This window comes from Streptomyces aculeolatus (assembly GCF_020400605.1).
GTDB lineage: Bacteria > Actinomycetota > Actinomycetes > Streptomycetales > Streptomycetaceae > Streptomyces > Streptomyces aculeolatus.
This window is the reverse complement of the sequence record NZ_JAINRD010000022.1, coordinates 119,829-146,228: the sequence shown is the minus strand read 5'-3', so window position 1 is coordinate 146,228 and position 26,400 is coordinate 119,829. Positions and strand designations below refer to the sequence as shown.

Below are 26,400 nucleotides of genomic sequence, written 5' to 3'. Positions count from 1 at the left end.
ACGGACACACGAAGGGGCGGCCGGGGCACCGGTGACCACACCGGTACCCCGACCGCCCCGGGGGACGGACGGCCCTGCGCCGCGCCGCTACAGCGGCGTTTCCCGTACGTACCGCAGCCGCAGCCGTGCGTAGTGGGCGTCGTCCGCGGACAGCTCCGGATCGTCGTGCGGCCACAGCCGGCGCGGCGTGCCGCCGGCGGCGCGGCAGGCGGCGGGGAGGGTGACGACGGCGCCGTCGCCGGCCGCGAACCGGCGCTCCGCGTCGTCCACCGCCGCGGTCAGCGCCGCGCCGCGCAGCCCCGCGGCGCGCAGCCGGGCCACGGTGGCGGCGCGGGTCTCGACGGTGCCCTTCCAGCCGCCGTCGACGAGCGCGGCGAGGCCGGCGAGCGGGCGGGGTTCCAGCCGTTCGCAGGCGAGGACGGCCAGGGCGGAGTCGCCCGCCACCTCGCTGAGGTGCTCGCCGAGCCAGCGCACGGGCAAGTCCCGCGTGGGCAGGGCCGGATCGGCCCCGGGGTGCTCCGGGCAGGGCACCACCTTGAGCCGCACGTCGGGCAGTTCCCCGGGCGCGGGCCCCAGCAGCAGCCGGGCCTCGCGGCGCGCCATCCGCTCCACGGCGGCGAGCCGGGCAGCGGCCTCGCGGGTGCCGCCGGCCGTGCCGGTGCGGCGGGGTGCCCCGTACCCGGGGGGCGTGCCCGCGGATGCGGCGGGGGCCGCCCCCTGCGCCGCGGTCGAGTCCCCGCGTACCGCGGGCATTTCCGCGTACGGCGCCGGGGCGCCCGTTCCGTACGCCGCCGCCCGCTCCTCCGCGGCGCGCGCTGCCCGGCCCGCGGCGACCGCGTGCGCGGCCCACCGCGCCGCCGCCGCGCACCCCTCCGCACCCAGCTCCGCCAGGTGGTCGGGGCGCAGCCCCGCGGTGATCCAGCTGCGCAGCGCCGCCGCGCGGGCGTCGTCGCGGACACGGCGGTGCTCGGCCCGGTCGTCCCCGGCGCCGGGCGTGAGCGCGCCGAGGAGGTAGCCCGCGGCCCACACCTCCCCGGCCGGCTCCGCGGGCAGCGCCCGCGGCGGGGGCCCCGCGGCGCGGGCGGCCGCGGCGACGGCCTCGTGCGGCACGCCGAGCAGCGCCGACCAGGGGCGCCACGGCCAGGTGAACGGCTGCTCCGCCGCCTCCTGTGCACCGCTGCGCCGGATCCGCACGTGGCAGCGGGACGCGACGAGTTCGACGGCGTAGCCGAGGCCGCCGTGGCGCGCGGGGTCCGCCAGCTCCGGCCCCGCCCAGTGCGCGGTGCCGACGGGCCCGGCCGCGCAGGCGACGGCGAGCCGGATGCCGTGGTGGTCGTTGCCCGCCACCGAAGGACCCATGCCGTGGTCGAGGACGTGCGGTACGGGAGCCACGACGGGGATGCCGCGCTCGGCGCAGAACACCGCGATGTGCTCGTCGTCGTCGCGGGTGTCGTCGGGGAACTCCGCGAGGTACGCCGCGAGTTCGCGGGCGGTGTCCGCCGGCAGCGCCAGGGCCAGCGACGGCACCCACTCCCACGGCGCCAGCCGCACCGCGGCGTAGCCGCCCACCGCGGCCTGCCGCACCCGGTAGGAGTTGTACGGCGACACCCACAGCACGCTCAGCGACACGGCACGGTCGGGGTGCCGTTCGAGGAGCGCGGTGACGTGCCCGGCGAAGCCGGGGGCGAGGTGGGCGTCGTCCTGCACCACCAGGTGGTGGGTGGCGCCGGGGGCGACCGCCGCCCACGCGACCTTCGCGGTGCGCAGCGGGCTGGGGAGCCCGTCGGGCTCCGGGTCCCGGACGATGCGGACGGGCAGCGGCGCGCACTCGCCGGCGACCCGCTCGGCGCCGGCGAGGCGCGAGGGGTGGCACATGACGACGGTGCTGAGCCGGACGGGCGGTCGCGTCATGCGAGTGCCGCCCGGCCACGGGCCGCGGCACCCTCGCCCGTACCCCCGCCGACGGCCGGTTCCGCCGGTCCCGCCAGTCCCGCCGGTTCGGCTGCTTCGGCTGATTCGGCTGCTTCGACCGGTCCCGCCGCCTCCGCCGCCCGTGCCGCGTCGACGATCAGCGCCTCGAACCCCGTCAGCATCGCCTCCGCGGCGGGCTCGTCGATCAGGCTGGTGTCCATGGTCAGCGACACCGGCATGAAGTGCCGGGTGCTGTACACGTGCCAGGCCACCGAGGTCTCCGACTGCCGGCCGAGCGTCTGCCACTCGATGACCGACTTCTCCGGCGGGCCCCCGTGTTCGCGCCGGTCCACCGAGCGCGCCTCGGTGATCAGGTCCCGCAGGTCGTTGTACCAGCAGGTGCGGTCCGTCGGCCGGCCGCGCCGCTCGTCCAGCCTGCGCAGGTCGCCCAGCAGGGCCGACTTGTCGTAGTAGGCGTGGTAGTACGTCTTCATCGCCGCCTGCGCCGCGCGCCGCGCCAGCGCCTCGAACTCCGCGGGCCCCGCGTCGGGTCCGAGCCCCGCGTCGAGCGTGAACAGGCCCTCCAGCGTCACCGTGCTCACCGCCTCCCGCAGCGCGGGCTGGAACCGGTTGCTCACCATCACCTGGAACACCGCGCGGTCGTGCCGCGACTGCCGGGCCACCACCGCGGACGCGGCGGCGAGCAGGATCGCCGAGGAGCTGATCCGCCAGCGCTCGTCCAGCGTCCGCAGCGCCCCCGGCAGGCTCGGCGAGGCGAGCACCGCCTGCCGGAACCGCGGGCGCACGCCGGGCCGGCGGCTGAACAGCCGCTCGGGGGCGTCCCGCAGGGACTCCACCCAGTGCCGCCGGGCCGCCGCGTCGCGCTTGCGGCCCTTCTCGGACGCCTGGAACCCGGCCTCCTCGAGCGGCTGGTGGCCGCGGCCCGCCGCACGCAGCGCCGCCGGGTCCGCACCGTGCAGCAGCTCGGTCAGCGCGCGGTGCAGCAGGGTCAGGCCCATCGCGTCGGTGGCGACGTGCGCGAGGACGAGCACGGCGCGCACCACCTTGCCGCCGGTGCACACGAGCGCGGCGCGTACCGGCCACTCGCGGTCGTAGGCGAACCGCACGGCGCGCCACCGACGTTCGATGTCGTCGGCGAGCGCCGCCGCGGCCGCCTCGCCCCCGGCGTCGAAGAGGTGCACGTCGAACGTGCCGCCGCCGTCCAGCTCCTGGTGCATCGCGCCGTCGCCGCCCACGTGGACGCGGGTGCGCAGCGCGTCGTAGACGGTGAGCAGCCCGCGTACGGCCTCGACCGCCCGGACGGCGGGGACGGCGGGCTCGACGGGCACCACCACCTTGACGTTGGTGCCGTGGTCGTCGGGCTCGGTGTCGAGCATCGCCCGCCGGATGGCCCACTGGCCCCAGGTCACGGGCCCGAGGCCCGCGGGCGCTTCGGCGATGCCGACGGTGACGGTGCGGGCGGTGTGGCCCGCCACCTCGCTCAGTTCGGTACGCACAGGTCCCTCCAGTCACAACTGCGGTAGTCGATGCGGCCGGTCGTGCGGCCGGCGGTGGCGACCGCGGCGGCGTACCCCGGTCCGGTCGCGAGGTCGGCAACGGCGTACGCGGCGCCGTCCAGCAGGCGGGCCGTGCCGTACGGTGCCGGGGCGCCGCCGGCGTCGTGGCGCAGGAAGTCCAGCAGCCGCCCGCCGGCGGCCTTGGCCCACGCCTCCTTGCGGGCCAGCAGCAGGCACAGCCGCCGCACCCGGGCCCGGCCCGCGGGCAGCGCGGCGAGCTGCGCCGCCTCCGCGGGCGCGAAGAACCGCCTGGCCAGGGCCAGCGGGTCGCCGTGCGGGTGCTCCTGCTGGATGTCGACGCCCACGGGCACGGCGCCGCCGACGGCGACGAGGGCGCGCGGCCCCGAGCGGGACAGGTTCCACTGGCAGCCGCGGCCCGCGCCGGTCAGCGCCGGCTTGCCGTTGCGTCCCGCGCTCCAGCCGATCCGCTCGGGCGGCAGCCGCAGGTGGTCGGCGAGCAGCCGCCGGGCGGCGGCGTGCGAGCGGAGCAGCACCGCGCCGCGTACGGGGTCGGCGAGCCGTGCGGCGCGCGCCCGTTCCGCGTCGGTGAGCAGCTCCGCGGCGGGGCCGGCCGCACCGGCGTCGCCGGACAGGTCGACGTCCCAGACCCGCAGCGCACCGCCGCCGCCGGCGCCGCCCGCGCCCCCGCCCACCTAGGCCGCCTCCGCGGCCCGGCCGAAGCGCTGCCAGGCCGTGGCCAGCAGCAGCCCGGCGATGACGACGTTGCCGGCGGCCAGGGCGACGAAGTACGCCTCCGCGTGGTCTACGGCGCGGGCGAGCAGCCCGCCGCCGACGTTGACGGCACCGAGGTAGACGATGTCGGAGGCGATGGTGATGTGCCCGTTGCGCACCTGCTGCAGGCTCATCGTCACCATGTTGAGCAGCCCGAACGCCAGCCAGCTCGGCGCGACGATCGTCAGGTAGTCGTCGGTGAACGCGGCGGTGCCGCCGTCGTCGCTCATCAGCCTGCCGAGCGGCCCCGCCAGCGCGAAGCCGGCGACGGCCAGCAGCGCGTACACCATCAGCACGTACCGCACGCCCTCGCGCAGGACGGCCCGCAGCAGGTGGCCCTCACCGGCGCCGAGGAGCTGGTTCATGGTGATGGCCACGGCCGAGCCGAGCGCGATCGCGGGCGACAGCGACAGCACCTGGACGGCGTGCGCGCCGCCGTAGCCGGCGACGGCGTCGGAGCCGAAGTCCGACAGCACCCACAGCGAGGTGTAGTTCATGCCGGCGATGAAGAGGTACGAGACGGCCACCGGCACGCCGACGGTGACCAGGATCCCCACCGTCTGCTTCAGCGGCTCCGCGGGACCGCCGAAGCGCAGCAGCCCGGTGCGCGCCAGCAGGATCAGCCCCGAGGCCAGTCCCACCACGGAGGCGCCGGCGATGGACGCGGGCACGGCGAAGACGCCCATGTCCGCGTAGAAGCCGAGGAGCCAGACCCCGAGCACCTGCATCCCGGCGACGGCGATGGTGATGACCGACGCCGACCGGGCGCTGCCCCAGCCGCGCAGCGTGCCCGCGACCACCGAGGTGAGGACGGCCAGCAGGAACGAGGCGGCCACCAGCCGGGCGAAGAGCACGAAGTCGTCGTGCGCGGCGGCGTCCACGTCGAGCGTCTCCGCCATCTGCGGCGCGGCCAGCGCGATGACCGCCGCGGCGACGGCGAAGCAGCCGAGCGCGATGGCCCCGATCCGGACCAGCGGCGGCTGCGAGTCGTCGCCCGCGGCGGCGCCGCGGCGGCGCGCGGAGACGACCTGGCTGCTGATCTCGATGCCCTCCTCCAGTGCCAGGAAGAAGAAGGAGACGGGGATGAACAGGGCCCTGATGTACAGCGCGTCGCCGCCCATGTTGCCCAGCAGCGCCGAGATGGCGAACTGGGCGCCGAGGCCGGTGACGACGCCGAGGCAGATGGGGACGGCCAGCCCGCGCAGCCGGCCCCGCAGGCCGGCGGGCGCGGCGGGGGCGGGGCCCGGGGCCGGGTCGCCGTGCTCCTTGACGTCAGTCATCGAGGATCCTGCCTTTCCGGTGGCCCAGGGCGAGGTTGAGCCGCTGCATGGTGCCGGTGCCCTCCATGAACTCGAAGGCCCGGGCGTCCCGGTGCAGCTTGTCGAGCAGCGGGTGCTCCAGCCGGGCGCCGGGGCCGAAGAGGCCAAGGGCGTACTCGGCGGTCTCCAGGGCCAGTTCGGCGGCCCGGTACTTGGCGGCCGACGCGACGGTGCCGTCGCCGGGGTCGCGGTCGGCCTGTTCCGCGGCGGCCAGCACCAGCCGCCGGGTGCCGGCCAGCCGCCGCCGCAGGACCTCCCTCGCGTGCGACTCGTCGGCGCGCAGCGCGCGGCGGTGGACGGCGGCGTAGTCCCAGGCGGCCTGGGCGATGCCGAGGGCCATGGCGGCGACGACCGGGCGGGCGCGGTTGAAGGTGCGCATCGCGCCGACGATGCCGCGACGGGTGGCGGACAGGTGCATGCCGAGGATGTCGGAGCGGGACACGGGCACGTCGTCGAGGCGGACCTCGCTGAGCCCGATGGCGCGCATGCCGGTGGTGGGCAGCGCGGTGGCGGTGAAGCCGGGCCGGGTGGGCTCGACCAGCACGGCGACGACGCCGACGGGGCCGGGCCTGATGCGGGCGAAGACGACGCCGAGGTCGGCCCGGACGGCGTTGCCGATGTACTTCTTCACGCCGCTGAGCCGGTACGAGCCGGAGCCCCCGGACCCGGTGCCGGGCTCCGTACCGGACTCCGTGCCGGACTCGGTGAGCGCGGTGGTCAGCGCGGTGGCGTCGGAGCCGGCGTGCGGCTCGGTGAGCGCGAAGAACGTCCAGGTGGGGCGGGCGGCCAGGGTGGTGTAGTAGCGCTCCTTCTGGTCGTCGTCGCCCAACTCCTCGGTGAGCACCCCGGAGAGGGAGGGCCCGGGGGCGGCGACCATCAGCGCCGCGTCGCCCCAGGCGAGGCGCTCGTAGACGACGACGCGCTCGACGCACGAGTGCAGGTGGCAGGGGCGGCCGTCGACGATCAGCGGGTCCGGGTTGTACGCGGGCGGCAGGCCGAGGAGGACCGGGAAGTAGGCGTCGTGGACGACGGGGTTGAGGGTCCTGGGGTCGGCCCCGGGCTCGTCCATGGCCAGGGCGGTGGCGCGGAAGGCGTGCGCGTATTCCTCGACGGCGGCACGCAGGCGCGCGGGGTCGGGCAGCGGGCCCTGCCGCGCGGTCGGCGGGGTGCGGGTCGGGGTCGTGGTCATGGGCTCACCTCGGTGGCGTGGCGGCCGGTCGCCGGCTCCGCGGCGACGGGATGGACGTCGGCCAGCAGGTCGACGGCGCGGGCGAGCCGGCCGGGGCCGGCGTCGAGATAGCCGGCGGCGCCGAACAGCCGCAGCACGGTGCGCTGCGCCCGGACGAGCGCGTCCGCGGCGCGGGGGGCGGCGAGTGCGTCGGGGTCGTCCGGTGCGGTGCCGTCCGCCAGCAGGAGGCGGGCCTCGACGAGGTCCGCGGCGGCCTCGCCGAGCATGGTGCGTACGGACGAGATGTCGGCCAGCACCTCGCCGCCCACCCGGCGGCCCGCCAGGTGGTCGGCCGCGGTGCGCAGCAACTGCTCGGTGAGGCCCAGCCGGATCCACAGCACGCCCGCGGTCCAGGGCCCGCAGGCGGCGTCGCGGTGGCGTTCGTCGCGCCACACCCCGAGGTCGCCGGAGGCGAATCCCAGGGTGGCGACCGGCGCGCCGCCCGGTGCGTCGGCCGCGTCCAGCGGCAGCAGCGCGTGCCCGCCGGGGCCCCAGGCGACGGCGTCGGGGCCGAGTCCGGCGCGGAGTTCGGCCAGGGCGGGGGCGGGGCCCACGGCCCTGGCGAGGGCGCGGCAGCGCAGCCCGAGCGCCGTGTCGAGCACCGGTGCCTGCTGCCGCAGTGGTCGTACGGTCACGTCCGCGCCTCCAGTGCGCTCTGCCGCGGGAACGGGGTGGTGGGCCGGTCCGGCCCGGGTGCGGGGCCGCCCGCACCGGCCGCGCCGGCCCTCTCGACCGGAGCGGCCGGGGTGGCCGGGGTGAACAGCACCCGGCAGTCGTAGCCCAGGGCCTCGTCCCGGTCGGCGACGGCGAGTTCGCCGCAGGGGTCGGCGGCGTACCGCAGCGCGGCCTCGTACCACGGCCGCAGCCAGCCCCCGGACCGCCGCTCCGGCCGCCGCTCGGCGGCGGGCAGGCGGCGCACGGTCAGCTCCGCAAGCCGCGGCCCGGCGCCGGTGCCGAGGACGAGGACGGCCGCGCCGCTGCCCGGCGGCAGCGCGTACCCGGGCTCGGGCGGCAGCGTGGACTGCTCCATGACGACGACCGCGGCGCGCCGCGCCCCGCCGCCGGCGAGCCGGCCGCGGGCCAGGCGCAGCGCGGTGAACACCCCGGCCGCGCCCTGGTCGTTGACGCCGACGACCTGCGGCCGGCCGCCCAGCAGCTCGGCCAGCAGGCAGCCGGGCAGCACCCGGGCCTGGCAGTCCGGCACCGGCGTGACGGTGAGCAGCAGGTCCACGCCGCCGTCGGGGCCGCCGAGCACGTCGGCGGCGGCCGTCACCAGGTCGGGGTACGAGACGCGCTCGCCGCGCTCCAGCCAGCCGCGGTCGGGCAGCGGGCCGTAGACGGTCTCCAGGTCGTCGGCGTACTCCGCCAGGTCCGCGGCCGTGGTGCCGCCGTGGCCGGCCGGCGGCGGGCCGACGGCGCTGAGCCGCTCCAGTGCGACGGGCATCGCCACCGCCTAGCCCGCCGCGCCGGGGCCGGCGGACACCTCGATGAACGCGCACACCGCGCCGACCGTCTCCAGGTGCTCGGGCTCCAGGGTCTCGGGGTCGATCTCGATGCCGTGGTCGTCCTCCAGCGTCATGAGGAGTTCGAGGACGCTGGTGGAGTCCAGGCCCAGCTCCTCGAAGAGCTTCGTCTGCGCGGTGGCCTCGCCGAGGTCCTTGCGCAGCACGACCTCCAGCGACTTGATGACCTTGACCTCAAGGTCGGACCCTGCCTCGTCGACGTGCGTGGTCATGCTCTGCCTCCTGGGGGAACGGTGGTGCGTCGGTGCGGTGAGTGGTCTGCGGGGTGCCGGCGGGTTCTACGGAACGGGGTCCGACTGCCGCTCCAGCAGGTCGTCGACGGTGTCGCGGCGCCGTACGAGCCGGGCGCGGCCGGCGGTGACGAGCACCTCGGCGGGGTGGCCGTGGCTGAGGAACAGCACGGGTGAGGCGCTCGGCCCGTACGCGCCGGAGCGGGTGACGGCGACGAGGTCGCCGGGCGCGAGGTCCGCGGGCAGGTCGACGGCCTTGCCGAGGGTGTCGTTGGGGGTGCACAGCGGCCCGGTGACGTTCCACGGGACGGCGGGCCCGCCGCCGCCGACGCGGTACATGGGGAAGTTGCGGCGGAAGGGCGAGCCGATGCCGACGGCGGCCATGTGGTGGTTGGTGCCGCCGTCGCAGACGGCGAAGCGCTCGCCGCGCGACTCCTTCGTGTACCGGACCCGGGTCAGGTAGGTGCCGGCGGGCGCGGCCAGGTAGCGGCCCAGTTCCATCACCAGCCGGGTGTCCGGGTGAGCGGCGTGGAAGGCGGCGACGACGGGGTTGAGGCCCGCGGTCAGCTCGTCGGCGTCGAGGTCGCTCTCGGCCGCGTGGTACGCCACGCCCAGCCCGCCGCCGACGTCGACCGTACCGAGGCCGAACCCGAGCCGCCCGGCGAGCCGTTCGGCCAGTTCGAGGATGCGCCGGGTGTTCTCCACGACCGCGGCGGCGGCCAGGATGCGGGTGCCCATGTACGCGTGCACACCGGTCACCCGCACGTTCCCGTACCGCCGCAGGGCGGCCGGGTCGAGCGTGTCGAGGACTTCCTCGTCGATGCCGAACTGCCGGGGCTTGCCGCCCATCGTCAGCCCGCCGCCCTTCAGCTCGAACGCCGGGTTCACGCGGAGCAGCACGTCGGCGGCGGTGCCGCGGTGGCGGGCCTCCTCGTCGATGACGGCCAGTTCGGGCAGCGACTCGGCGATGAGGAGGGCACCGGCCTTGAGGCACGCGGCGATCTCGTCGCGGCTCTTGCCGGGGCCGAGGAAGAGCATCTCCTCGCCGGCGGCGCCGGCGCGCTGCGCGGTGGCCAGCTCGGCCAGCGACGACAGCTCCAGCCCGGCGCCCAGCTCGCGCATGGTGCGGGTCACGGCGACGTTGGGGTTGGCCTTGAGGGAGTAGAAGAGCCGCAGCGCCGGGTGCAGCCGCTCCCGCAGGCCCGTGTACTGGGCGCGCAGCCGGTCGGCGTCGTAGAGGTACAGCGGGGTGCCGAACTCGGCGGCCAGGTCCGCGAGCGCGAGGCCCTGGCAGTGGGTGGCGGGCGTGTCGTCGATCATCTCGGTTCTCCGAACTCGGTCAGGCGCGCGGCCACTTCGGCGTCCAGCGCGTCCGCCTCCGCCTGGCCGGGGGCGACGAGGAGGAAGTAGAAGCGGCCGTCCGCCGGGGCGGCCGGGGGCTCCGCGGGGCCGGCGAAGGCGGCGCCCGTGGTCGCGTGGTTGTCGGGGAGCGCGCCGCGGCCCGCGGCGCGGTCGAAGAGCAGCGGGCCGAGGGCGGCGGCGAGCCGGTCGAACGGGACGGGGCCGGGCAGCCGCACGTCGTACTGCCGGGCGACGGCGACCGCGTCCACCGGGACGCACCGCTCCTGCAGCCGGGTCTGGTACGTGGACATGTTGTTACGGGCGTTGATCTCCAGCACGGGCAGCAGCGAGCCGTCGGTCCGTACGAGGGCGTCGACGCCCACGGGCCCGTGGTAGCCGTCGGCGGCGAGCCGCCCGCCGAGGAGCCGCGCGGTCTCCTCGACGGCCGCGTGCTGCCCGGGGGTGAGCCGGGCCGGGAAGCGGTGGCCCTTGTGGACGCCGCCGGCGGTGAGCGCCTCCTTGACGAAGTCGAAGCGCACGGAGCCGTCCCGGCCCACGGTGAGGTGGTAGTTGAGGTCGGCGGCCTTGTCGGCCCACACCTCCACCACCACGGCGAGCCGGTCGTCCCCGGTACGCTCCGCGCGCCGGCGCACCATCCGCACCAGTTGCTCCAGCCGCCGCGCCCGGTCGGCGACGACGATGCCCTTGCCGGAGACGCCGTACGCGTCCTTGACGCCGACGACGGCGCCGTCCGCGATCCGCGCGGCGGCCTTCTCCGCGACGGCCTCGAACTCCGCGACCGACTCGCACTCCCAGCCCTCGGCGAGGGGCACGCCCAGCTCGGCGGTGACGCGGCGGCTGTAGATCTTGCTGTTGACGCGCTTGGCGACCGCCGCGGGCGGCAGCGCGGGGCTGAGACCGGTCCGCCGGCACAGCTCCTCCTCGGTGGCGGACATCCCGTGCGGGAGGAGCCGTACCGGACCTCCGAGCGCGCGCAGCCGGGCGAGCAGGCCGGGCGAGTCCAGCGCCTCCCCGGTGACCGGGACCCCGGGCCGGCAGCGGTCGGTGACCTGCACGTGCGGCAGGTCGAGGCCGAGGCCGCGCAGGTAGTCCAGGTAGCCGGGGTCGGGCGCGGACTTGAGGACCACGTGGTCGGCCGCGCCGCCGAGCAGCAGCGCGAACTCGTCCATGCGCGCGACGACCGCGGAGGGCGCGTTGTCCCCGACGGCCGGCACGCCGGGCTCGCCGCGGGCCCAGTCGCGTTCGACCTCGATGTTGCCGAGCAGTACGAGCGGTGCGGCCGGATCGCCGGTGCAGGCGCGCCGGACGCCGCTCATGAAGTCTTCGGCCGGCGGGGTGCCGGTCATGTCGTCCCCCTCTTCCTGGCGTTTTTGCTGCTGTTCGTGTCGGCCTGTCCCGGTGTCCTGCCGGTGCGTACGCCGTCAGTGGCGGAACACGGCGGCCGCGAAGGTGGCGCCGAGCCCCACCGCGGCCATCAGGTAGCAGTCGCCCTTGCGGAGCCGGCCGGCGTCGCGCAGGGTCACGTAGTTGATGAAGGAGTCGGCGCCGAAGCAGTGCCCGAGCGCCGCGACGTTGTCCAGGCAGATGCGCGAGCGCGGGAAGTCCAGGATCTGGGCGGCCTTCGCCCAGGAGATGCGGTTGACGTTGTGCGGCAGGATCCACGCCAGGTCCTCCAGGCAGATCCCGGCCGCGGCCACCGCCTCGCGGATCACGGTCGTCAGCCGCTCCGCGTAGCGCCGCTCGAACTCCTCCCCGCGCGGCGGCGGGAGCTTCACGTCGTGGTACTCGCCGAAAGTGCGGGTGACGTAGCTGCGCAGCACGTCGCCCCCGCCGCCGGCGGACACCAGGCAGGCGGCCGACGACTCGCCCATCACGGTGGTGCCGGGGATGAGCTGGGCGGTGGGCCAGTCGGCCTTCTCCCCCGCGACGACGAGCGCCAGCGCGTCCGGGTCGCCGTCCTCGGCGAGCAGCCGCCCGGCGAGGTCGACGGCGGCGAGGCCGGAGGAGCACGCCTGCTGGGTGACGGTGAACACCGCGGCGTGCCCCAGGCCGAGTTCGTCGGCCGCGTCGTGCACGGGGTTCTGCGAGGCGCGGGAGCCGATGGGGATGGTGCGGGCGCTGACGACGTACGACACGCGGTGCTCGTTGCCCTGGAGCGCGGTCAGCTCGCGGCCGGCGGCCACCGTCATCTCGCGCAGTCCGGCGTCCGGCGACATGCGCACGTCGCGCAGGCCGAAGTAGCGGTGGAACAGGGCGAGGTCGCGGTCGCCGACGCCGAGGCGGGGGGCGAGGTCGGCGATGGGCACCGACACGGGCGCGATGTGCGCGGCGACGTCGTACAGGGCGGTCATCGGGCGCTCCTTCCGGCGGCTGCGGTACGGGACAGGGGCGGCGGCGCCGGGTCGGGGCCCGGGTCACGCGGCGGGCCGGCCCGGCGGGCGGAGAGCGTCGCCGTGGCCCGTTTGTCGCGGGTGGTGAGCCCGGTGAACGCGAACAGCACCCGCCCGCCGTCGGCGACGGCCTCGCAGCGGGCCACCGTGCCGTCGGCGGCGGTCCGGTGGCGCAGGTCGACCGGCGCGGGTTCCCCGGCCGCCTCGGCGTCGTTGCCGGGGGCGTAGAGGTCGAGGCGGTCGATGCGCACGGGCACGGGGACCGGTGCGTCCGCGGTGGCGGAGGTGGCGGCGGTCGCGCGCAGGAGGCTGTCCATGGCCAGCGCGGGCAGGAGGAAGTCCCGTAGCGGGCCGAGGTCTTCCGGCGGCGGCAGGTGCAGCCCGGCGGAGCCGCCGGCGGGGCCCGTGCGCGGTTCGCGCAGCGAGTCGAACATGCCGCGGAGCCGGACCGGGGAGCCGGGCAGTGCGTAGGCGTCGCGGGCGGGGGCGAGGGGGCCCTCGGCCGGCGCGGGGTCGGGCCGGGGCGCGTACGAGCCGTCGAGGAGGACCGTCATCCGGCTGTACTCCCGCGCCGGGACGGGGCCGCGCGGCGGGGCGGCGACGACCACCTCGACGCGGCCGGGCCGCTCGGCCCGCGCGGTGACCACGAGGGTACGCGGCCACTGCTCCTCCGCCGCGCGCACGAACCGCGCGAACACGGCGTCCGTGACGGCCACCGGCCGCCCGGCACCGACCGCGGCGGCGGCCTCGGCGGCGATCTCCATGATGAACGTCCCCGGCAGCGTGGGCCGTTCGTCCACCCGGTGGTCGCGGACGTACGGGTGGTCGTCCAGCCCGAGCCGCAGCTCCCAGGCCGTGCCGCCGTCCCCGGCCGGCGTGCCGGGACCGCGGACGAACGCCCCGGCGGGTTCGTGCGGCCGGGCGCCGGCGGCGCGCAGCTCCGGCGCCGCGGCGGCGAGCATGCGCCACTCGGTCTCGCCGAGCCACACGGAGGTGTGCGGGTCGCGGCGGCGGTGCAGGAGTTCGGTGCGGAAGTAGCGGCGGCCGAGGGCGTCGTCGAGGTGGGTGAAGTTGTCCTCGCGGGCGAGGTACGCGTCCTGGACCTGGGTGTGCGTCACCATGCCGCTCTCGGTCCACAGGCCGGAGACCAGGGCGTGCGCGTCGGCGCCGCCGGCCGCGCGGGCGTGGGCGGCGGCGTGGGTGAGGAACTCGTTGGCGGAGATGTAGTCGGCCTCGCCGGGGCGGGCCACGACGGTGGTGACCGAGCTGATCGCCAGCCACAGGGCGGGGTCGTGGGCGGCGAACGCGGCGCGCAGGTTGAGCCAGCCGCGGACCTTCACGTCCCGTACGGCCCGGAACTCGGCGGGCGTCTTGCGCCGCAGCGCGGTGGCCCGCTCCACGCCGGCGCCGTGCACGACGACGTCGGCGCCGCCGGCCGCGGCGATCTCGGCGGCGACGGCGCGCAGCGCGCCGGGGTCGAGCACGTCGCACTGCCGGTAGTGCACGCGGTCGGCGCCGTAGCGGGCGGCGAGCCGCCGCAGGGTGCGGGCCCGCTCGGCGGCCTGCACGGCGCGGTTGTGGCGCCGGTTCAGCTCGGCGAGCCTGGCGCCGGGATGCTCGGCCATCAGCCGCCGCAGGGCGGTGGGCCGGTCGGCGGGGAGCGTGTCGGCGTCGGCGGGACCGGGGGCGGGCCCGGAGCCGAGCAGCCAGATCGCGGCGGGCCGGGACAGCGCGCCGAGCTGGTCGGCCAGCTCGGCGGTGATGCCCCGCCCGCCGCCGGTCGCGACGACGACGGGCGCCTCGACCGGCGGGGCGGGCGGGGGGCGTTCCCCGGCGGGGGCGAGCACGGGTTCGGCGCGTACGCCGCGGCGGTGGTGGGCGACGCCCAGGTGCCGGTCGACGGCGGACTCCCGGTGCAGCAGGTCGAGCCCGTCGGCGAGGTCGCGGGCGTCGGACACGACGGCGTAGACGAGCGCGCCTGGCAGGTCGGCCGCGAGCGCCCGGACGAGCCCGGCGAAGAGCCCGGTGGCGGGGCCGGGCGCGGGCACCCCGGGGTCGAGGACGAGCACGGCGTAGGACCCGCGGGCGTCGAGGGGGTCGGCGAGCAGGTGCGCTGCGGTGAACGCCAGTTCGTGCAGCTCCAGGGTGGCGGTGGGCAGGGCGTCGGGGGCGGCGGCCGGGCGGTGCGCCGTGTCGAAGAGGACGCGTACGTGGCGCAGGCCGCGGTCCGCCAGGACGGCGGCCAGCTCCTCCGGGGCATCGAGTACGTGCACGTCCGCAGCGGGCCCGGGGCAGGCCGCCCGCGGGGCCGCGACCGCGCAGCCGCGCGGCAGCGCGACGCCGGCCAGCCCGGCGGGGTCGTTGGTCAGCACGAGGGTGTCGGGCGGCAGGGCCGGGAGCGGGGCGCGTACCCCGGGACGGTCCAGCCGCTTCAGGCGCAGGACGTGGGGGCGCAGTTCGCCGAGCCGGTCCGGGGCCGCGGGCGACTCCGGAGCGTAGGTGAGCGCGGGTGTGCCGGGTGCCACCGGGGCCAGTTCCGCCGCGGCGTCGTTCGCGCGGACGGCGCGGTGCAGGGCGACGAGTCCCTCGGCGGCGTGGAAGTACGGTCGCGCGCCGGCCGGTTCGGCGGCGGGCGGCGGCACCGCCGCGTCCGGCCCCGCCGGCGGTGCCACGGTCAGCTCCCCCAGCACCCGCAGGCCGCGGGACTCCGCCTCGTCGCGGCGCATCAGCACCGCCGCTGCCGCGGCCTCCGTCGTCACCTCGCCCGGCGGCGGCGTGACCAGTTCCGCGGCCGCCGTGGCGCCTATCACCACCGCCGCGTCCAGCTCGCCCGCCGCGAGGTGGCGGCAGGCCGCCGCCAGGGCCGCGTGGGAGGAGTCCGGGCCGGCGTCGAGCGTCATGTTCGGGCCGTGCAGGTCGAGGAGCTGGGCGACGCGGGAGGCGATGATGTTGGGCATCAGGCCCGGCAGCGAGTCGCTGTTGCTCTCGGGCGCCAGCGCCCGGATGCCCTCCGCCAGCGCGGACACGTCCCCTTCCGCCCGCCCCTCGATGTCGTCGAGGTACGCGCGCATCGTGCACGCCAGCGCCTGCCGCACCTGGCCGCTGTGGCCGACGAACACCCCCGTGCGCGACAGCAGTCCGGCGTCCGGTCCGCCCCCGTCCGGCCCGCCCCAGTCCGCCCGCAGCGCCAGCGCGCACCGCAGCGCCATGAGCTGGCTGCGGTCCAGCCGCTCCAGCACCGCCGGCGGCAGCCGCACCTCCAGCGGCGCGGGCGCCGGGAACGACGCCCCGAAGACGGGGCTCCGCGGCGGCGGCTCCAGGGCGGTCGTCGCGACCACCACGACCGGCGCCGGGTCCGCGGCCGCCGGGGCGGCCGGGCCCGGGCGGTCGCTGACGACCAGGTGCGCGTTGGTGCCGCCGAAGCCCATCGCCGAGACGCCTGCGGTACGGGCCCGGCCGCCCGGCGACGGCCGCCACGGCAGGGTCCGTACCGGAACGGTGGCCGCGCCCGCGACCGGACCGGAGTAGAGGTGCTGCGCGGGGATCGCCTCGTGGCGCAGCGCGAGCAGCGCGTGGATGACGTTGACGGCGCCCGCGGCCCAACCGGTGTGGCCGATCAGCGACTTGTTCGACGTCACCGTCCAGTCCTTGCCGGGCGCGGCCGCGGCCAGCGCCTGCAGCTCCGCCTGGTCGCCGGCGGCGGTGCCGGTCGCGTGGGCAACGATCCAGTCGACGTCCCGCGGCCCGACGCCGGCCGCCGCCCAGGCCCGTTCGAGGGCGATCCGCTGCCCGGCGGGGTTCGGCGCGTACACGGCCTTGCCGCGCCCGTCGGACGAGCCGCCGAAGCCGCGGACGAAGCCGAGGACCGGATCGCCGTCCGCCAGGGCGCGCCCGTAGGTCTTGAGGGCCACGACCGCGGCGCCGTCCGAGAACAGCACGCCGTCCGCGCCGGCGTCCAGGGAGCGCACGCGGCCGTCCCTGGCCAGCCCGTCGAGCTTCGCGAACAGCACCATGGTCTGGGCGTTGACGGCGTACGTGCCGCCGCACAGCGCGACGTCCGCGCGGCCCTCGCGCAGCGCGCGCATGCCGAAGTCGAAGCTGTAGAGGGACGAGGAGCAGGCGGTGTCGACGACGACGGTCTCCACCGGGTCGGCGAGCCCGGCCAGCGCCTCGCGCACGACGCGGTACGGCGCGGTGTCGGCGAGGTCGGGCGAGCCGGCCGGGTAGAGCGCGGCCAGCGGGTCGGTGCCGCCGCCCCGCGGCCCGGCCAGCAGCCGGGCACCGTGGCGGAGGAGGCCGTGCTCGGCGGCATGGCCGCCGTCCGCGGTCATCCCGACCGCGGCGAAGGCGCGCGTACCGGCGTCGAGCCGGACCCCGTCGAGCGCCTGGAGGACGCTGTGGCGCAGCCATCCGCCGCTCGGCTCGCGCTGCGGGGGGCGGCCGGCGGCGAGTTCGGCGCGCAGCCGCGGGTGGGGACGCAGGTCGTGGATGAAGCCGGAGGTGCGGGTGTACGTCTTGTCCGGCGCGGCCGGGTCCGCGGACCACAGCGCGTCGATGTCCATCCGGTCCCCGGGCTCGCTGAACTGCGGTACGCGGTCGCGCAGCAGGTGCCACAGCTCGTCCGGCGAGTACGCGCCCGGCACGGCCAGGCCCATGCCGACGGCGACGATCGCGCCGGGGTCGACGGGCCCGGCCGCCGGCAGCGGCAGCGATCCCGCGGTGCGCACGGCGGCGTCCAGGCCGCGGGCCCGCAGCGCGGCCACGGCGGCGTCGGCGGCGGCGCGGTCGGCGGCGCCGGCCTCGACGCGGTAGCGGAGCGGGCGGGGGGCGCCGCCCTCGGTGCCGTCAGCCATCGGCCCGTACGGCGGTGGCGGTGCCGCCGCTCCGGCCGGTCTCGTCGATGAGCCGGGCGAGGCCGCCGAGGGTGGACTGCAGGGCGAAGCGGGTGTCGTCGGCGACGTGGTGCAGGCCGAAGCGGTCGATGAGGGTGCTGAGCACCTCCATGCGCTTGAGCGAGTCGATGCCGAGGTCGCCTTCGAGGTCGGCCTCGGGGTCCATGGCCTCGACGGGGTAGCCGAGCCGGTCGGCGTAGACCTGCTGGAGGGTGGCCAGCACGTCACCGCCTGCGGCGGGCGCGGCGGGTACGGGGCGGGCCGCGGCGGAACCCTGGGCCACGGGCTCGGTCGCGGGCACGGGGGCGGGGCCCGTGCCGGAGACCGGTGCCGCGGGCGCCGCGGTTGCCACCGGCGTCGGCACCCGCGGCTCCGCCGCGGGCACCGCCCGTGGCGCAGGCGCCGGTGCCGCCGGCTCCAGCCCCGTGTCCTCCGCCAGCCACCGCTCCGCGGTACGGGCCGCGCGGCCCGTCGCCTGGCGCACCAGTTCCCCCAGCCCGGCGCGGCCGCACTCCACCACCGACTCCAGCCCGTACGTCTGCAACTCGCGCAGCGCGGCGAGGAAGTCGACGGGGCGCGTCACCTGTGCCACGAGGGACGCCTTGACGTCGGTGTCGTCCGTAACGAGCCCGCCGAGGGCCGGCGAGTACAGCCGGCGCCGGGCCGGCCGCTCCGCGATGCCCTCGATCGCCGCCGCGAACTCCGCCTGGGCGGTGGCCAGCAGCGGGTTGTGGAACGGGTACGGCGCGGTGAGCCGGACGGCGCGTACGCCGAGGACGTCGGCGAGCGCCGCGAGGCGGCCGAGGGCGTCCTCCGGACCGGAGGCCACGACGTGCCGGGGCGCGTTGACGACCGCGAGCCGCGCGCCGGGGAGTTCCGCGGCGGCCAGCAGCGCGGTGGCGCGGCGGGCGGGCAGGGTGAGCGCGAGCATGCCGCCCGCGCCGGCGGCGGTGTGTTCCAGCGCGCGGGCGCGGTGGGCGGCGATGCGGGCGCCGTCGGCGGCGGTGAAGCAACCGGCGTGGGCGGCTGCGGCCATCTCGCCCATGCTGTGGCCGATGACGACGTCGGCGGGCTCGCGCAGGTCGACCTCGCGGGCGTACACGAGCGCGGCGGCGTAGATCGCGAGTTGCAGCGCGAACGGGTCGGTCTCGGCCAGCCGGCGGCCGTCCGCGGCCTCGGCGTCGGTGAGCAGCGGCGACACCGGCGCGTGGCCGAACTCGGCGGCGACCGCGTCGACGACGTCCAGCAGTTCGGCGACCGGTGCGCTCACCGGCCCGGCGAACGCGCCGGGCCGGTAGGCGCCCTGTCCCGGCAGCAGCAGTACGGTTCTCAGGTCCATCTCCGCCTCCCCTTCGCGTGGCGTGAGAACGGCAGCCGTGGCCGCGGCCCCGTGGGCACGGGGGTGGCGGCGCGGACGGCTGGTGGTGGGTCAGTCGGCGGTGACGGAGAGCGCGCCGAGGCCCGCGACGCGGTGGCCGTGGACGGGGCCCGGCGGTCCGGCGACGGCGAGCGCGGGCATGCCCGCGGCCCGGGCGGCGCGCAGGCCGACGTCGGCGTCCTCGATCACGAGGCAGTACGAGGGGGGTGCGCCGACGCGGGCGGCGGCGGTGAGGTACCCCTCGGGGCTGGGCTTGCCGGCGGTGACGTCCTCGGCGCAGACCAGGACGTCGGGCAGCGGCAGTCCCGCGGCCGCCATCCGGCTGCGGGCGACGCTCCGGGTCGCGGAGGTCACCAGTCCCCAGCGGCGCGCGGGCAGGGCGCGCAGCAGCCGCGGGGCGCCGGGGGCGGCGCGGACGCCGGCGGCGTCGGTGCACGACAGGTGGTCGAACCAGGCCAGTTCGGCGTGCGGGTCGGCGTGGGGGGCCAGTTCGCGGATGACGTCGATGTCGCGGCGCCCGTGTGAGGCGCGTATGACCTTCTCGGGGTCGAGGGAATGGCGCCTGGCCCACATGCGGGTATGGCGGTCCATTGCGGCCGCGGATTCCACGAGTGTGCCGTCCATGTCGAACAGCACGGCGTGCACGTCGAGCGAGCGCGGCCGGCCGGGGTCACCGAGGTCGCGGAATCCGATATTCAGCAGGGAATGAGTCCTGCTCACACCCGTTTCCGGGGTGTCGGTGAACAACTCTTCAGAGGTGTTGCCCGCCCCCGCGGGCAACGTCGCGACAGCTTCGTCGAGTTCGTTGGTGCTTCGTACCGGCTGGTGCGCGGAGTCCACCGGAATCTCCACGCGGGCCGCCTTCCACATAAGTACCTGTCCGTTCGGTGAAAGGTGAACTTCAGGCCGTGCAGCGAGGGTTATGTGGTGCCGTGTCCAGAGTGTGACGAACAGTAGTCGCGCGGTGACTGGAGGCCATCGCGCGTTCGGCTCGGTGTTCGAGCGAGCGTCATCGTACATGCAATCCGTTGGTCTGAACCATTCTTTTTTCGCAAAACCTTTGTCGGATATGTCCCACTCAGGGGACAAGGCTGGATGTTGCCGCTTTGGGCACCTCAACCGGCCCCTGTACAGGCGATGTTGCCGAGGCGGCGGACGCTCTACGATGGCGGACGACCGGCTCGGCGAGCGCGACGACCCCCGGAAGGGAACCGGATGACATGCCGCGGATAGAGCAGGGCAGGGTAAATGTCGACACCGGCCAAGAATTCGTGCTCTTCCTGGTGGGAATGCGCATCAATTACCTCTGGAAGGTGCACAGGTGGTGGCCGGCGTTCACCGCGATGCCGAAGCTGCTGGTCGAACTCGGCGAGGATCCGGAACTCGGCCTGCTGGGCAGCAGAATGAGCCGCAAAGGACGCACGATCACGGTCGTGCAGTACTGGCGGTCGGCCGAGCACATAACGGAGTTCTCGAAATCTCAGGAGCACCGGCACAGGACGTACTGGAAGTGGTTCAACCGCGCCGTCGGCAGCGGCGGGGACGTCGGCATCTGGCACGAGTTGTACTACGTGCGGCCGGGCTCCTACGAGGCCCGCTATATCAACATGCCGGAATTCGGACTGGCCGCCGCTTTCGGCGGGGAACCGGGTCGCAGAGCGGAACCGGAATGAGCCGGGTCGGCGGCCGGTCACGCCGCGTCAGGGAAAGTCGGCGCCCCTTTCGCGCATTCCCGGGACGGTGTCCGGGGCACCCGCGCACTCCACGGCCAGCGCCCCCGCGTGGCCCTTCCCGGGGGCCAGGTCGACCAGGTGCCAGCCGGGCACGCCGGTGGAGACGTCGTCCGCGTCCAGGGCGCGGCCCAGGCCCACGCCGAGCCCCTTGAGGTACGCCTCCTTGCGCGTCCACAGGCGCGTGAAGGCGGCGGACCGCAGCGCCTCGGGCGCCGCGTCGACCACCGCGCGCTCCGCCGGGTGCAGCCGCTCCACCAGGCCCGACTCGGGGGGCGCGTCCTTGACCGGCTCCACGTCGACGCCCACCCGGCCGGGCGCGACGGCCACGAGCACCAGCCCGCCGCCGTGCGACAGCGAGAACTCCGGGCCGCCCGCGGGCCGTTCGAGCACCGGCCGGCCGTGCGGGCCGCCGCACCGGGGGCACGGCTGCCGGCCGAAGCGCAGCGCCGCGGGCGCGGTGCCCGTCAGCTCGCCGAGCAGCCGGCGCAGCGCGGCGTGGGCGACGCCGTAGCGGATCCGGTCGGCCGGGCGCAGGAAGCGCGCGTGCCGCCGCCGCTCCGCGTCGTCGAGCGCCGACAGGTCCGGCTCGACGCCGGGCCCGGCGTCGAACGTCCACACCCGTACGCCCGCGGGCAGCTCCGGCGGCGTCCCGGGCGCTGACCCGGGGACGTCCCCGCCCGCCGCCGCGCTCCCGTCCGCCTCCGGCGACCGGTCCCGCACGTGCTCCGCCATGCCGTCCCACCCCCGTTTCGAACAGCCGTCGCGCCGGGCCCCGTTCGCGCCGGCGGGCGCCCGGGCGCCGCTCAGGCGTTGCTCAGCGCGGGCCAGCGTATACGCGTCGTGCACAGCGACACGAGGAGCGCGCACCCGGCGACGGCGCCCATCCCCCACGCCAGCCCGGCCGCGCCCGCGACGAAGCCGATCACCGCGGGCCCGCCCAGCAGCCCCGTGGTGCCCATGGACGCCACCAGGGACAGCGCGTCGGGGCCCTCGCGGGCCGCCGCGACGTACACGCACGGCGTCACGGCCGCCACGCCGAGGCCGACGCAGGCGAACCCGAGCAGCGCCGGCACCACCCCGCCGGCGAGCACCGCCACGGCGAGCCCCGTGCCCGCCAGCGCGCTGCCGAACCCGACCACCGGCCCGTCGCCCCAGCGGGTGCGCCAGCCGTCGGCGAAGAGGCGGGCGGCGACCATCATCACGGAGACCACCGCGATGCCCAGCGGCGCGACCTCCGGCGCCGCCTCGGCGACGTCCTCCAGGTAGAGCGTCGACCAGTCGTTCATGGCGCCCTCGGTGACGGTGCCGAACGCCATCGCGCACCCCATCCACAGCGTGACGCGCGACGGCAGCCGCCGGCGGCGGCGCTCCTTCTCCGGCGCCCGGAAGCCGTCGTCGGCCGGCAGCCCGGTGCGGGCGACGGCGAGCATGGCGACCAGGAGCACCGCGGCCACCGCGAAGTGCGCGGCGGGCTCCCGGGTCGCGGTCTGGACGAGGGAGGCCAGCAGCGCGGCGGCCAGCGACCCGGCGCTGAACGTGGCGTGCATCTTCGCCATGGCCGTGCGCTCGTGGATCCGCTCCAGCGCCGCGCCCTGCGCGTTCATCGCCACGTTCAGGCAGCCGACGGCGACGCCGTCGACGGCGACGACGGCGAGCGCGGCCGGGTAGTTGGGCGCGGCGGCGAACGCGGGCAGGAACAGCAGCAGGGCGCCGGCCGAGGCGAACGCGAGCCGCTTCGCGCCCATCGCCTTCATCAGGTGGGCGACCAGCGGGAAGGACGCCGCCGCGCCCGCGCCGCAGGCCATGAGCAGCAGCCCCAGCTCGGTCGCCGTCAGGTCCAGCTCGTCCTTGATCCACGGCAGCCGGGACACCCATGTGACGTACTGGAAGCCCAGGAAGCAGAAGAGCGCCGCGATGGCCACCTGGGACCGGCGGAACCCGTCGCGTATCGGCAGCATCGTGATCAGCCCCCTTCCTTGGACACGGACACGGCCCGGGACATGTAGACGGCCCGGGGGCCGTAGCCGGCCGGGGGCGCCACGTCGGGGTGCGGGCCGTAGCCGCGGCGCGTCCAGAACGCGGCGGTGCCGGCGACGGCGACGAGGGAGATCCGCCGGAACCGCCGGGCGCGGGCGGTGGCCGTCAGCCGGGCCAGGAGGCGGGCCGCGAGCCCGGCGCCGCGCAGGTGCTCGGCGACGACGATGTCGTGCAGGTGCAGGTTGTCGCCCGTGTGCCCGGCCTCCTCCGCACCGCGCAGCTCCGGGCAGCGGAACCTCGGGTACGGCAGCGCCAGCAGGTAGCCCTCCGGGGCGCCGTCGGCGTCCAGGACGAAGCAGGTGCCGGGCGAGGCCCGGCCGCGGGCCTGGAGCGCCTCCCGGCCCTCGGCGAGTTCTCGGTCGGCGTACGCGCGGTCCTCCAGCGCGGCGATGGCGCCCCAGTCGTACGCGGCGATGTGGCGGATGCGCACGTCAGCCGGCGCGCAGGCAGGTGTGCGGTAGCGGGCCATAGCCGTTGAACCCCCGGGTCATGTAACTGACGGCGTACGCGCCGCTGGACAGGATCCACACCGGGTCCCCGGACGCGGCCGCCCTGGGCACCTGGACCGGTACGCGGCCCTGCGCCACGACGTCGTCGCTGTCGCAGGTGGGCCCGGCGACGACCGCCGGCACCAGCTCGGCGGCGTCGCCGTGGGAGGGGAACACCAGCGGGTACTGCAACTGGTCGACCTCGTAGAGGCCGTTGAACTTGCCGCAGCTCAGGAAGAGCCAGTAGCCCCGCTCGCCGTCCGCGTGCCGGCGCGAGGAGAGGCGCGCGACGTGCGCCCGGATCGCGCCTTGGTCGGCGACCAGGTGGCGGCCCGGCTCGACGACGAAGCGCAGCGGGCCGCGGGCGGCGGCGCGCAGCCGCGCCATGCCGGCGCGGATCGTCGCGAACGTCTCGTCCAGCTCGGGCACCAGCGGCCGGCCGCGCAGGTCGCGGTAGCCGAGGGCGGGCAGGCCGCCGCCGAGGTTGACGTGGTCGAGGTGGATGCCCCGCCGGGCGAGGGCCGCCAGCACGTCCGCGAAGGTGTCGAACGCGCGGCGCCACGCCGCGGCCGTCATCTGCTGCGAGCCGACGTGCACGGACAGGCCCGCGGGCGTCAGGCCCGCGGCCCGGGCGCCCGCGAGCACCCGCACCGCCTCGTCGGGGGTGCAGCCGAACTTGCGGCTGAGCCCCCACAGCGCGCCCTCGCCGGTGGTGGCCAGCCGGCAGAACACCCGTGCGCCGGGGGCGAGTGCCGCGAGGGCCATGACGTCCTCGGTGCTGTCGGTGGCGAAGTCGTGGACGCCGAGGCGGCGCGCGGCGAGGATGCCGCGGTCGGACTTGACGGTGTTGCCGTAGTGGATACGGGCCGCGGGCGCGCCCGCGGACAGCGCCTGCTCGACCTCGCCGGGGCTGGCGGCGTCGAACCCGGCGCCCTTCTCCGCCAGCCGGGCCAGCACCTCGTCGACGGGGCACGCCTTCATCGCAAAGCTGACGTCGACGCCGGGCAGCCGGCGCAGCAGTTCGTCGTAGCGCTCCTCGATGCCGGGCAGGTCGTAGATGATCCGGTCGTCCTCGGCGGCGGCGAGCGCGGCGCGCAGCCGCGCGGTGACGGCGGAAGCCGTCGCGGGGGGCGCCGGCGGGGCCGGCTGCGGGGGCCGTACCGCTGCGGTCACCGCGCGGTCCCCGGCAGGCCGGTCGCCGCGCTCGCCCGTACCAGCGGCCCCCACGCGGCGATCAGGAGCGCGAAGTCGGCCATGTCGCGGCGGGCCTCTTCCAGCAGGTCCCGGCCGCGGGCGGCGAGCACGCCGGCGAACTCGGCGTATCTGCCGCCGAGCTTGCGGTACGCGATCTCCAGGGCCGTCAGCCGCATGACGTTCTCGTCGCGGTCCAGCCGGGTGCTGCGCGCGGCCAGTTCGCCGACGGCGGCGGCGCGCAGGCGGTGCCGGCCGTCGAGGAGCGCGGGGCCGGCGGCGGCCAGTTCGCCGTAGACGAAGTTGAAGTAGAGCATCGACAGCAGGAACTTGGCGAACCGCAGCTGGTAGGCGGTGAAGCCGGCGCCGGTCTTCCGCTCGTCGGTGTGGTAGTTGACGATGTGCCGGTTGTGCAGGACGCCGGGCAGGGTGGCGTCGTGGACGAGGTGGAGGAGGAAGTAGTCACTGCCGATGGTGTCGGTGGCGGGCGGCAGCGGGACGGCCTCGTACACGCCGCGGTGGAAGGCGACGTTGCACATGTCGACGCGCATGGGGTCGACGGCGCCGAGGACGGCGTGGTCGCCGCCGAACGGCTCGGTGCCCGCGCCCTTGAAGGACTCCTCGACCAGCGCCCGCTTGCGCTCCTCCGGCCAGTCGGGCGGCGCCCAGAGGCTGACGACGTCGTGGTAGACGGCGGGGTCGAGGTCGTGGATCTCCGCGATGTCGACGGACATCTCGCCGACGAAGGACGCGCCGACGAGGGAGACCGGCTTGTGGCCGTGCAGCGGGTTCAGCGCGTCGGCGTCCACCCGCCGGGCCGCCTCGGCGGCGGGCCGGCCCAGGGTGGCCAGTTCGTGGTGGACGGGGAAGACGGGCCGGCCGGCGGCGGTCTGGTAGCGGCTGTCGGAGTCCCGGCGGTGCACCGAGGCGCAGCCGAGAGCGGCGGCGAGCAGGAACGCGCGGTCGGTGCAGGCGCCGTACGAGACGGCGTCGGGCAGCAGCATGCGCAGCAGCTTCGCGGCGCCCGCGACCCGGGCGCGGCGGAGCGCGGCGGTGAGGAAGGCCCGCTGCTCCGCCTCGCCGAGGTGGTGCACGACGACACCGGGCACCGGCGGCAGCCCGGCGACGGCGGCCGCGTGGCCGGCGCGGTCGCGCTCGTCGGCGGAGTCGAGGACCAGGAAGTGGACCTCGGCGCCGAAGTGGGCGGCGGCGTGGGCGGCTTCCTCGTGGACGGCGGCGATGGTGGCCGCGCAGGCGCGGTTGGTGGGCAGCGTCAGGCAGATGCGTGCCACGCCCGCTCCCCGGTCCGTGCCGTCCCGTCCGCCTGTGCCCCGGCCGCGTGCGCCCCGGCCTCCTGTGTCCCGGTGTCCGGCGCAGCGGTGCGCCAGGAGTCGGCCCCGAGGAGCTTGCGGCCGAGGCCGGTCAGCTCGGCCGGCCCGTACCGCTCGGCCTCGTGCCGGCGGGCGTCGCCGAGGAGGGTGGCGTTCCAGTCGGGCGTGCTCAGGGTGCGCCAGGACTCGACGCGCGAGCGGCGCAGCCGCTCGTGCTCCTCCAGGGCGGGCATCATCGCGAGGTACTGCACGGCGCGTACGCCCCTGTCGGAGGCGTTCGCGGCGACGCCGTGGGCCAGCAGCCCGTTCCAGATGAGCAGGTCGCCCGCGGCCAGTTCGGGGCGTACGACGGGGAACTCGGCGCGGTCGGTGTTCGGCCGGATCGGGTCCCGGCCGGCGGGCTGCGCGAGCTTCCACTTCTCGAAGTCGCGGAAGAGGTCGGGCGCGCACTGGAAGCCGCCGTGGTCGGGGCCGGTGTCGTTGAGGGCGATGATGCCCTGCACCCGCTGCGGGAGGACGGCGAGGGTGGTGTCGACGTCCCAGTGCAGCTCGATGTCGAAGCCGGTGTCGGTGGGCTCGATGAGGGTGCGGCTGCGGTTGCCGACGTTGGGCGGGTTGAGATTCAGGCGGTCGAGGGTCACCCACAGCTCGTCGCAGTCCCACACGTCGGCGAAGGCGTCGTAGACGCGCCGGGTCTGGCGGCTGTCCCAGATCAGCTGGTGCTGGTACGCCTCGACGAAGCCGTAGACGTGCAGGTCGCGGTCGAGGTCGGAGCGGAACTCGCGGTCCTCGTACCAGGTCTCGGGGCGGTCGGGGTCCAGGCCCTGGAAGTCCCAGGCGAAGTCGAGGAGGAGGGCGGCGGCTTCCGCGGGTATCGCCTCTTTGACCACGACGTAGCCGTAGGTCTGCCAGAAGGCGTAGTCCTCCTCGGACAGCACGCGCAGCGGACGGGACTTGCGGATGTCGCGTAACGGGGTGCGGGCGAGGTAGGACTCGCCGTCGGCGCTGAAGTACGGGGTGTCGGAAGCGGCACGGTACAGGTACGGGCCGGGGTCGGCCATGGAACGTCCTCCAGAGG

21 protein-coding genes are annotated in these 26,400 nt (G+C 76.5%); 1 reads left to right on the top strand and 20 read right to left on the bottom strand.

Annotation, left to right across the window (positions count from 1 at the left end):
* Positions 1-87 precede the first annotated feature (87 nt).
* The 14 genes from LG396_RS29830 to LG396_RS29765 all read right to left on the bottom strand — a co-directional run bounded on the left by LG396_RS29830 (position 88) and on the right by LG396_RS29765 (position 19,394).
* Positions 88-1,911 carry a hypothetical protein gene (locus tag LG396_RS29830; RefSeq protein ID WP_225797161.1) on the bottom strand — a complete coding sequence of 608 codons (1,824 nt, stop codon included), beginning with the start codon at positions 1,909-1,911 and terminating at the stop codon, positions 88-90.
* Positions 1,908-3,428, bottom strand: coding sequence for a condensation domain-containing protein (locus LG396_RS29825; RefSeq protein WP_225797160.1), 1,521 nt, complete (start codon positions 3,426-3,428; stop codon positions 1,908-1,910). The genes LG396_RS29830 and LG396_RS29825 overlap by 4 nt, the downstream gene beginning before the upstream one ends.
* Positions 3,413-4,141 (bottom strand): 4'-phosphopantetheinyl transferase family protein, encoded by a 729-nt coding sequence (locus LG396_RS29820; protein WP_225797159.1) that lies wholly within the window; start codon positions 4,139-4,141, stop codon positions 3,413-3,415. Before LG396_RS29820 ends, LG396_RS29825 begins: the two co-directional genes overlap by 16 nt.
* On the bottom strand, positions 4,142-5,500 hold the full coding sequence (locus LG396_RS29815; protein WP_225797158.1) for an MATE family efflux transporter: 1,359 nt from the start codon (positions 5,498-5,500) through the stop codon (positions 4,142-4,144).
* The gene (locus LG396_RS29810; protein ID WP_225797157.1) at positions 5,493-6,728 is read right to left on the bottom strand and encodes an acyl-CoA dehydrogenase family protein; all 1,236 of its coding nucleotides are present in this window, start codon (positions 6,726-6,728) and stop codon (positions 5,493-5,495) included. Before LG396_RS29810 ends, LG396_RS29815 begins: the two co-directional genes overlap by 8 nt.
* Entirely contained in the window at positions 6,725-7,402 is a 678-nt protein-coding gene (locus tag LG396_RS29805) for an acyl-CoA dehydrogenase family protein (RefSeq protein ID WP_225797156.1), read from the bottom strand. The genes LG396_RS29810 and LG396_RS29805 overlap by 4 nt, the downstream gene beginning before the upstream one ends.
* Positions 7,399-8,211 (bottom strand): hypothetical protein, encoded by an 813-nt coding sequence (locus LG396_RS29800; protein WP_225797155.1) that lies wholly within the window; start codon positions 8,209-8,211, stop codon positions 7,399-7,401. Before LG396_RS29800 ends, LG396_RS29805 begins: the two co-directional genes overlap by 4 nt.
* Before the next feature lie 9 nt (positions 8,212-8,220).
* Positions 8,221-8,502 (bottom strand): acyl carrier protein, encoded by a 282-nt coding sequence (locus tag LG396_RS29795; RefSeq protein WP_018837290.1) that lies wholly within the window; start codon positions 8,500-8,502, stop codon positions 8,221-8,223.
* Between the two features lie 66 nt (positions 8,503-8,568).
* Positions 8,569-9,840, bottom strand: coding sequence for a type III PLP-dependent enzyme (locus tag LG396_RS29790; protein WP_225797154.1), 1,272 nt, complete (start codon positions 9,838-9,840; stop codon positions 8,569-8,571).
* On the bottom strand, positions 9,837-11,228 hold the full coding sequence (locus LG396_RS29785) for a preATP grasp domain-containing protein (protein WP_225797153.1): 1,392 nt from the start codon (positions 11,226-11,228) through the stop codon (positions 9,837-9,839). Before LG396_RS29785 ends, LG396_RS29790 begins: the two co-directional genes overlap by 4 nt.
* Before the next feature lie 75 nt (positions 11,229-11,303).
* Positions 11,304-12,233 (bottom strand): 3-oxoacyl-[acyl-carrier-protein] synthase III C-terminal domain-containing protein, encoded by a 930-nt coding sequence (locus tag LG396_RS29780; RefSeq protein ID WP_027769561.1) that lies wholly within the window; start codon positions 12,231-12,233, stop codon positions 11,304-11,306.
* Positions 12,230-17,125, bottom strand: coding sequence for an SDR family NAD(P)-dependent oxidoreductase (locus LG396_RS29775; protein WP_225797152.1), 4,896 nt, complete (start codon positions 17,123-17,125; stop codon positions 12,230-12,232). The genes LG396_RS29780 and LG396_RS29775 overlap by 4 nt, the downstream gene beginning before the upstream one ends.
* The gene (locus tag LG396_RS29770; RefSeq protein WP_225797151.1) at positions 17,118-18,503 is read right to left on the bottom strand and encodes an acyltransferase domain-containing protein; all 1,386 of its coding nucleotides are present in this window, start codon (positions 18,501-18,503) and stop codon (positions 17,118-17,120) included. The genes LG396_RS29775 and LG396_RS29770 overlap by 8 nt, the downstream gene beginning before the upstream one ends.
* A 90-nt stretch (positions 18,504-18,593) precedes the next feature.
* Positions 18,594-19,394, bottom strand: coding sequence for an HAD-IA family hydrolase (locus tag LG396_RS29765; protein ID WP_225797150.1), 801 nt, complete (start codon positions 19,392-19,394; stop codon positions 18,594-18,596).
* Positions 19,395-19,762: 368 nt separating this feature from the next.
* On the opposite strand from LG396_RS29765, the gene LG396_RS29760 reads away from it, so the two are divergent.
* Entirely contained in the window at positions 19,763-20,215 is a 453-nt protein-coding gene (locus LG396_RS29760) for a DUF4188 domain-containing protein (protein WP_225797149.1), read from the top strand.
* 27 nt (positions 20,216-20,242) lie between these two features.
* On the opposite strand, the gene LG396_RS29755 is transcribed toward LG396_RS29760, so the two are convergent.
* The 6 genes from LG396_RS29755 to LG396_RS29730 all read right to left on the bottom strand — a co-directional run bounded on the left by LG396_RS29755 (position 20,243) and on the right by LG396_RS29730 (position 26,383).
* Entirely contained in the window at positions 20,243-21,007 is a 765-nt protein-coding gene (locus LG396_RS29755) for a 4'-phosphopantetheinyl transferase family protein (protein WP_225797148.1), read from the bottom strand.
* Between the two features lie 71 nt (positions 21,008-21,078).
* Entirely contained in the window at positions 21,079-22,233 is a 1,155-nt protein-coding gene (locus tag LG396_RS29750) for an MFS transporter (RefSeq protein ID WP_225797147.1), read from the bottom strand.
* A 5-nt stretch (positions 22,234-22,238) separates the two neighbouring features.
* Positions 22,239-22,781: a GNAT family N-acetyltransferase gene (locus LG396_RS29745; RefSeq protein ID WP_225797146.1), complete on the bottom strand. Its 543-nt coding sequence runs from the start codon at positions 22,779-22,781 to the stop codon at positions 22,239-22,241.
* The gene (locus tag LG396_RS29740; protein WP_225797145.1) at positions 22,744-24,027 is read right to left on the bottom strand and encodes a type III PLP-dependent enzyme; all 1,284 of its coding nucleotides are present in this window, start codon (positions 24,025-24,027) and stop codon (positions 22,744-22,746) included. The genes LG396_RS29745 and LG396_RS29740 overlap by 38 nt, the downstream gene beginning before the upstream one ends.
* A complete protein-coding gene (locus LG396_RS29735) occupies positions 23,970-25,283 on the bottom strand; it encodes a DUF6271 family protein (protein ID WP_225797144.1) in 1,314 nt (437 codons plus the stop codon). The genes LG396_RS29740 and LG396_RS29735 overlap by 58 nt, the downstream gene beginning before the upstream one ends.
* Positions 25,265-26,383, bottom strand: coding sequence for a phytanoyl-CoA dioxygenase family protein (locus LG396_RS29730; protein ID WP_225797143.1), 1,119 nt, complete (start codon positions 26,381-26,383; stop codon positions 25,265-25,267). The genes LG396_RS29735 and LG396_RS29730 overlap by 19 nt, the downstream gene beginning before the upstream one ends.
* Between the last annotated feature and the right edge of the window lie 17 nt (positions 26,384-26,400).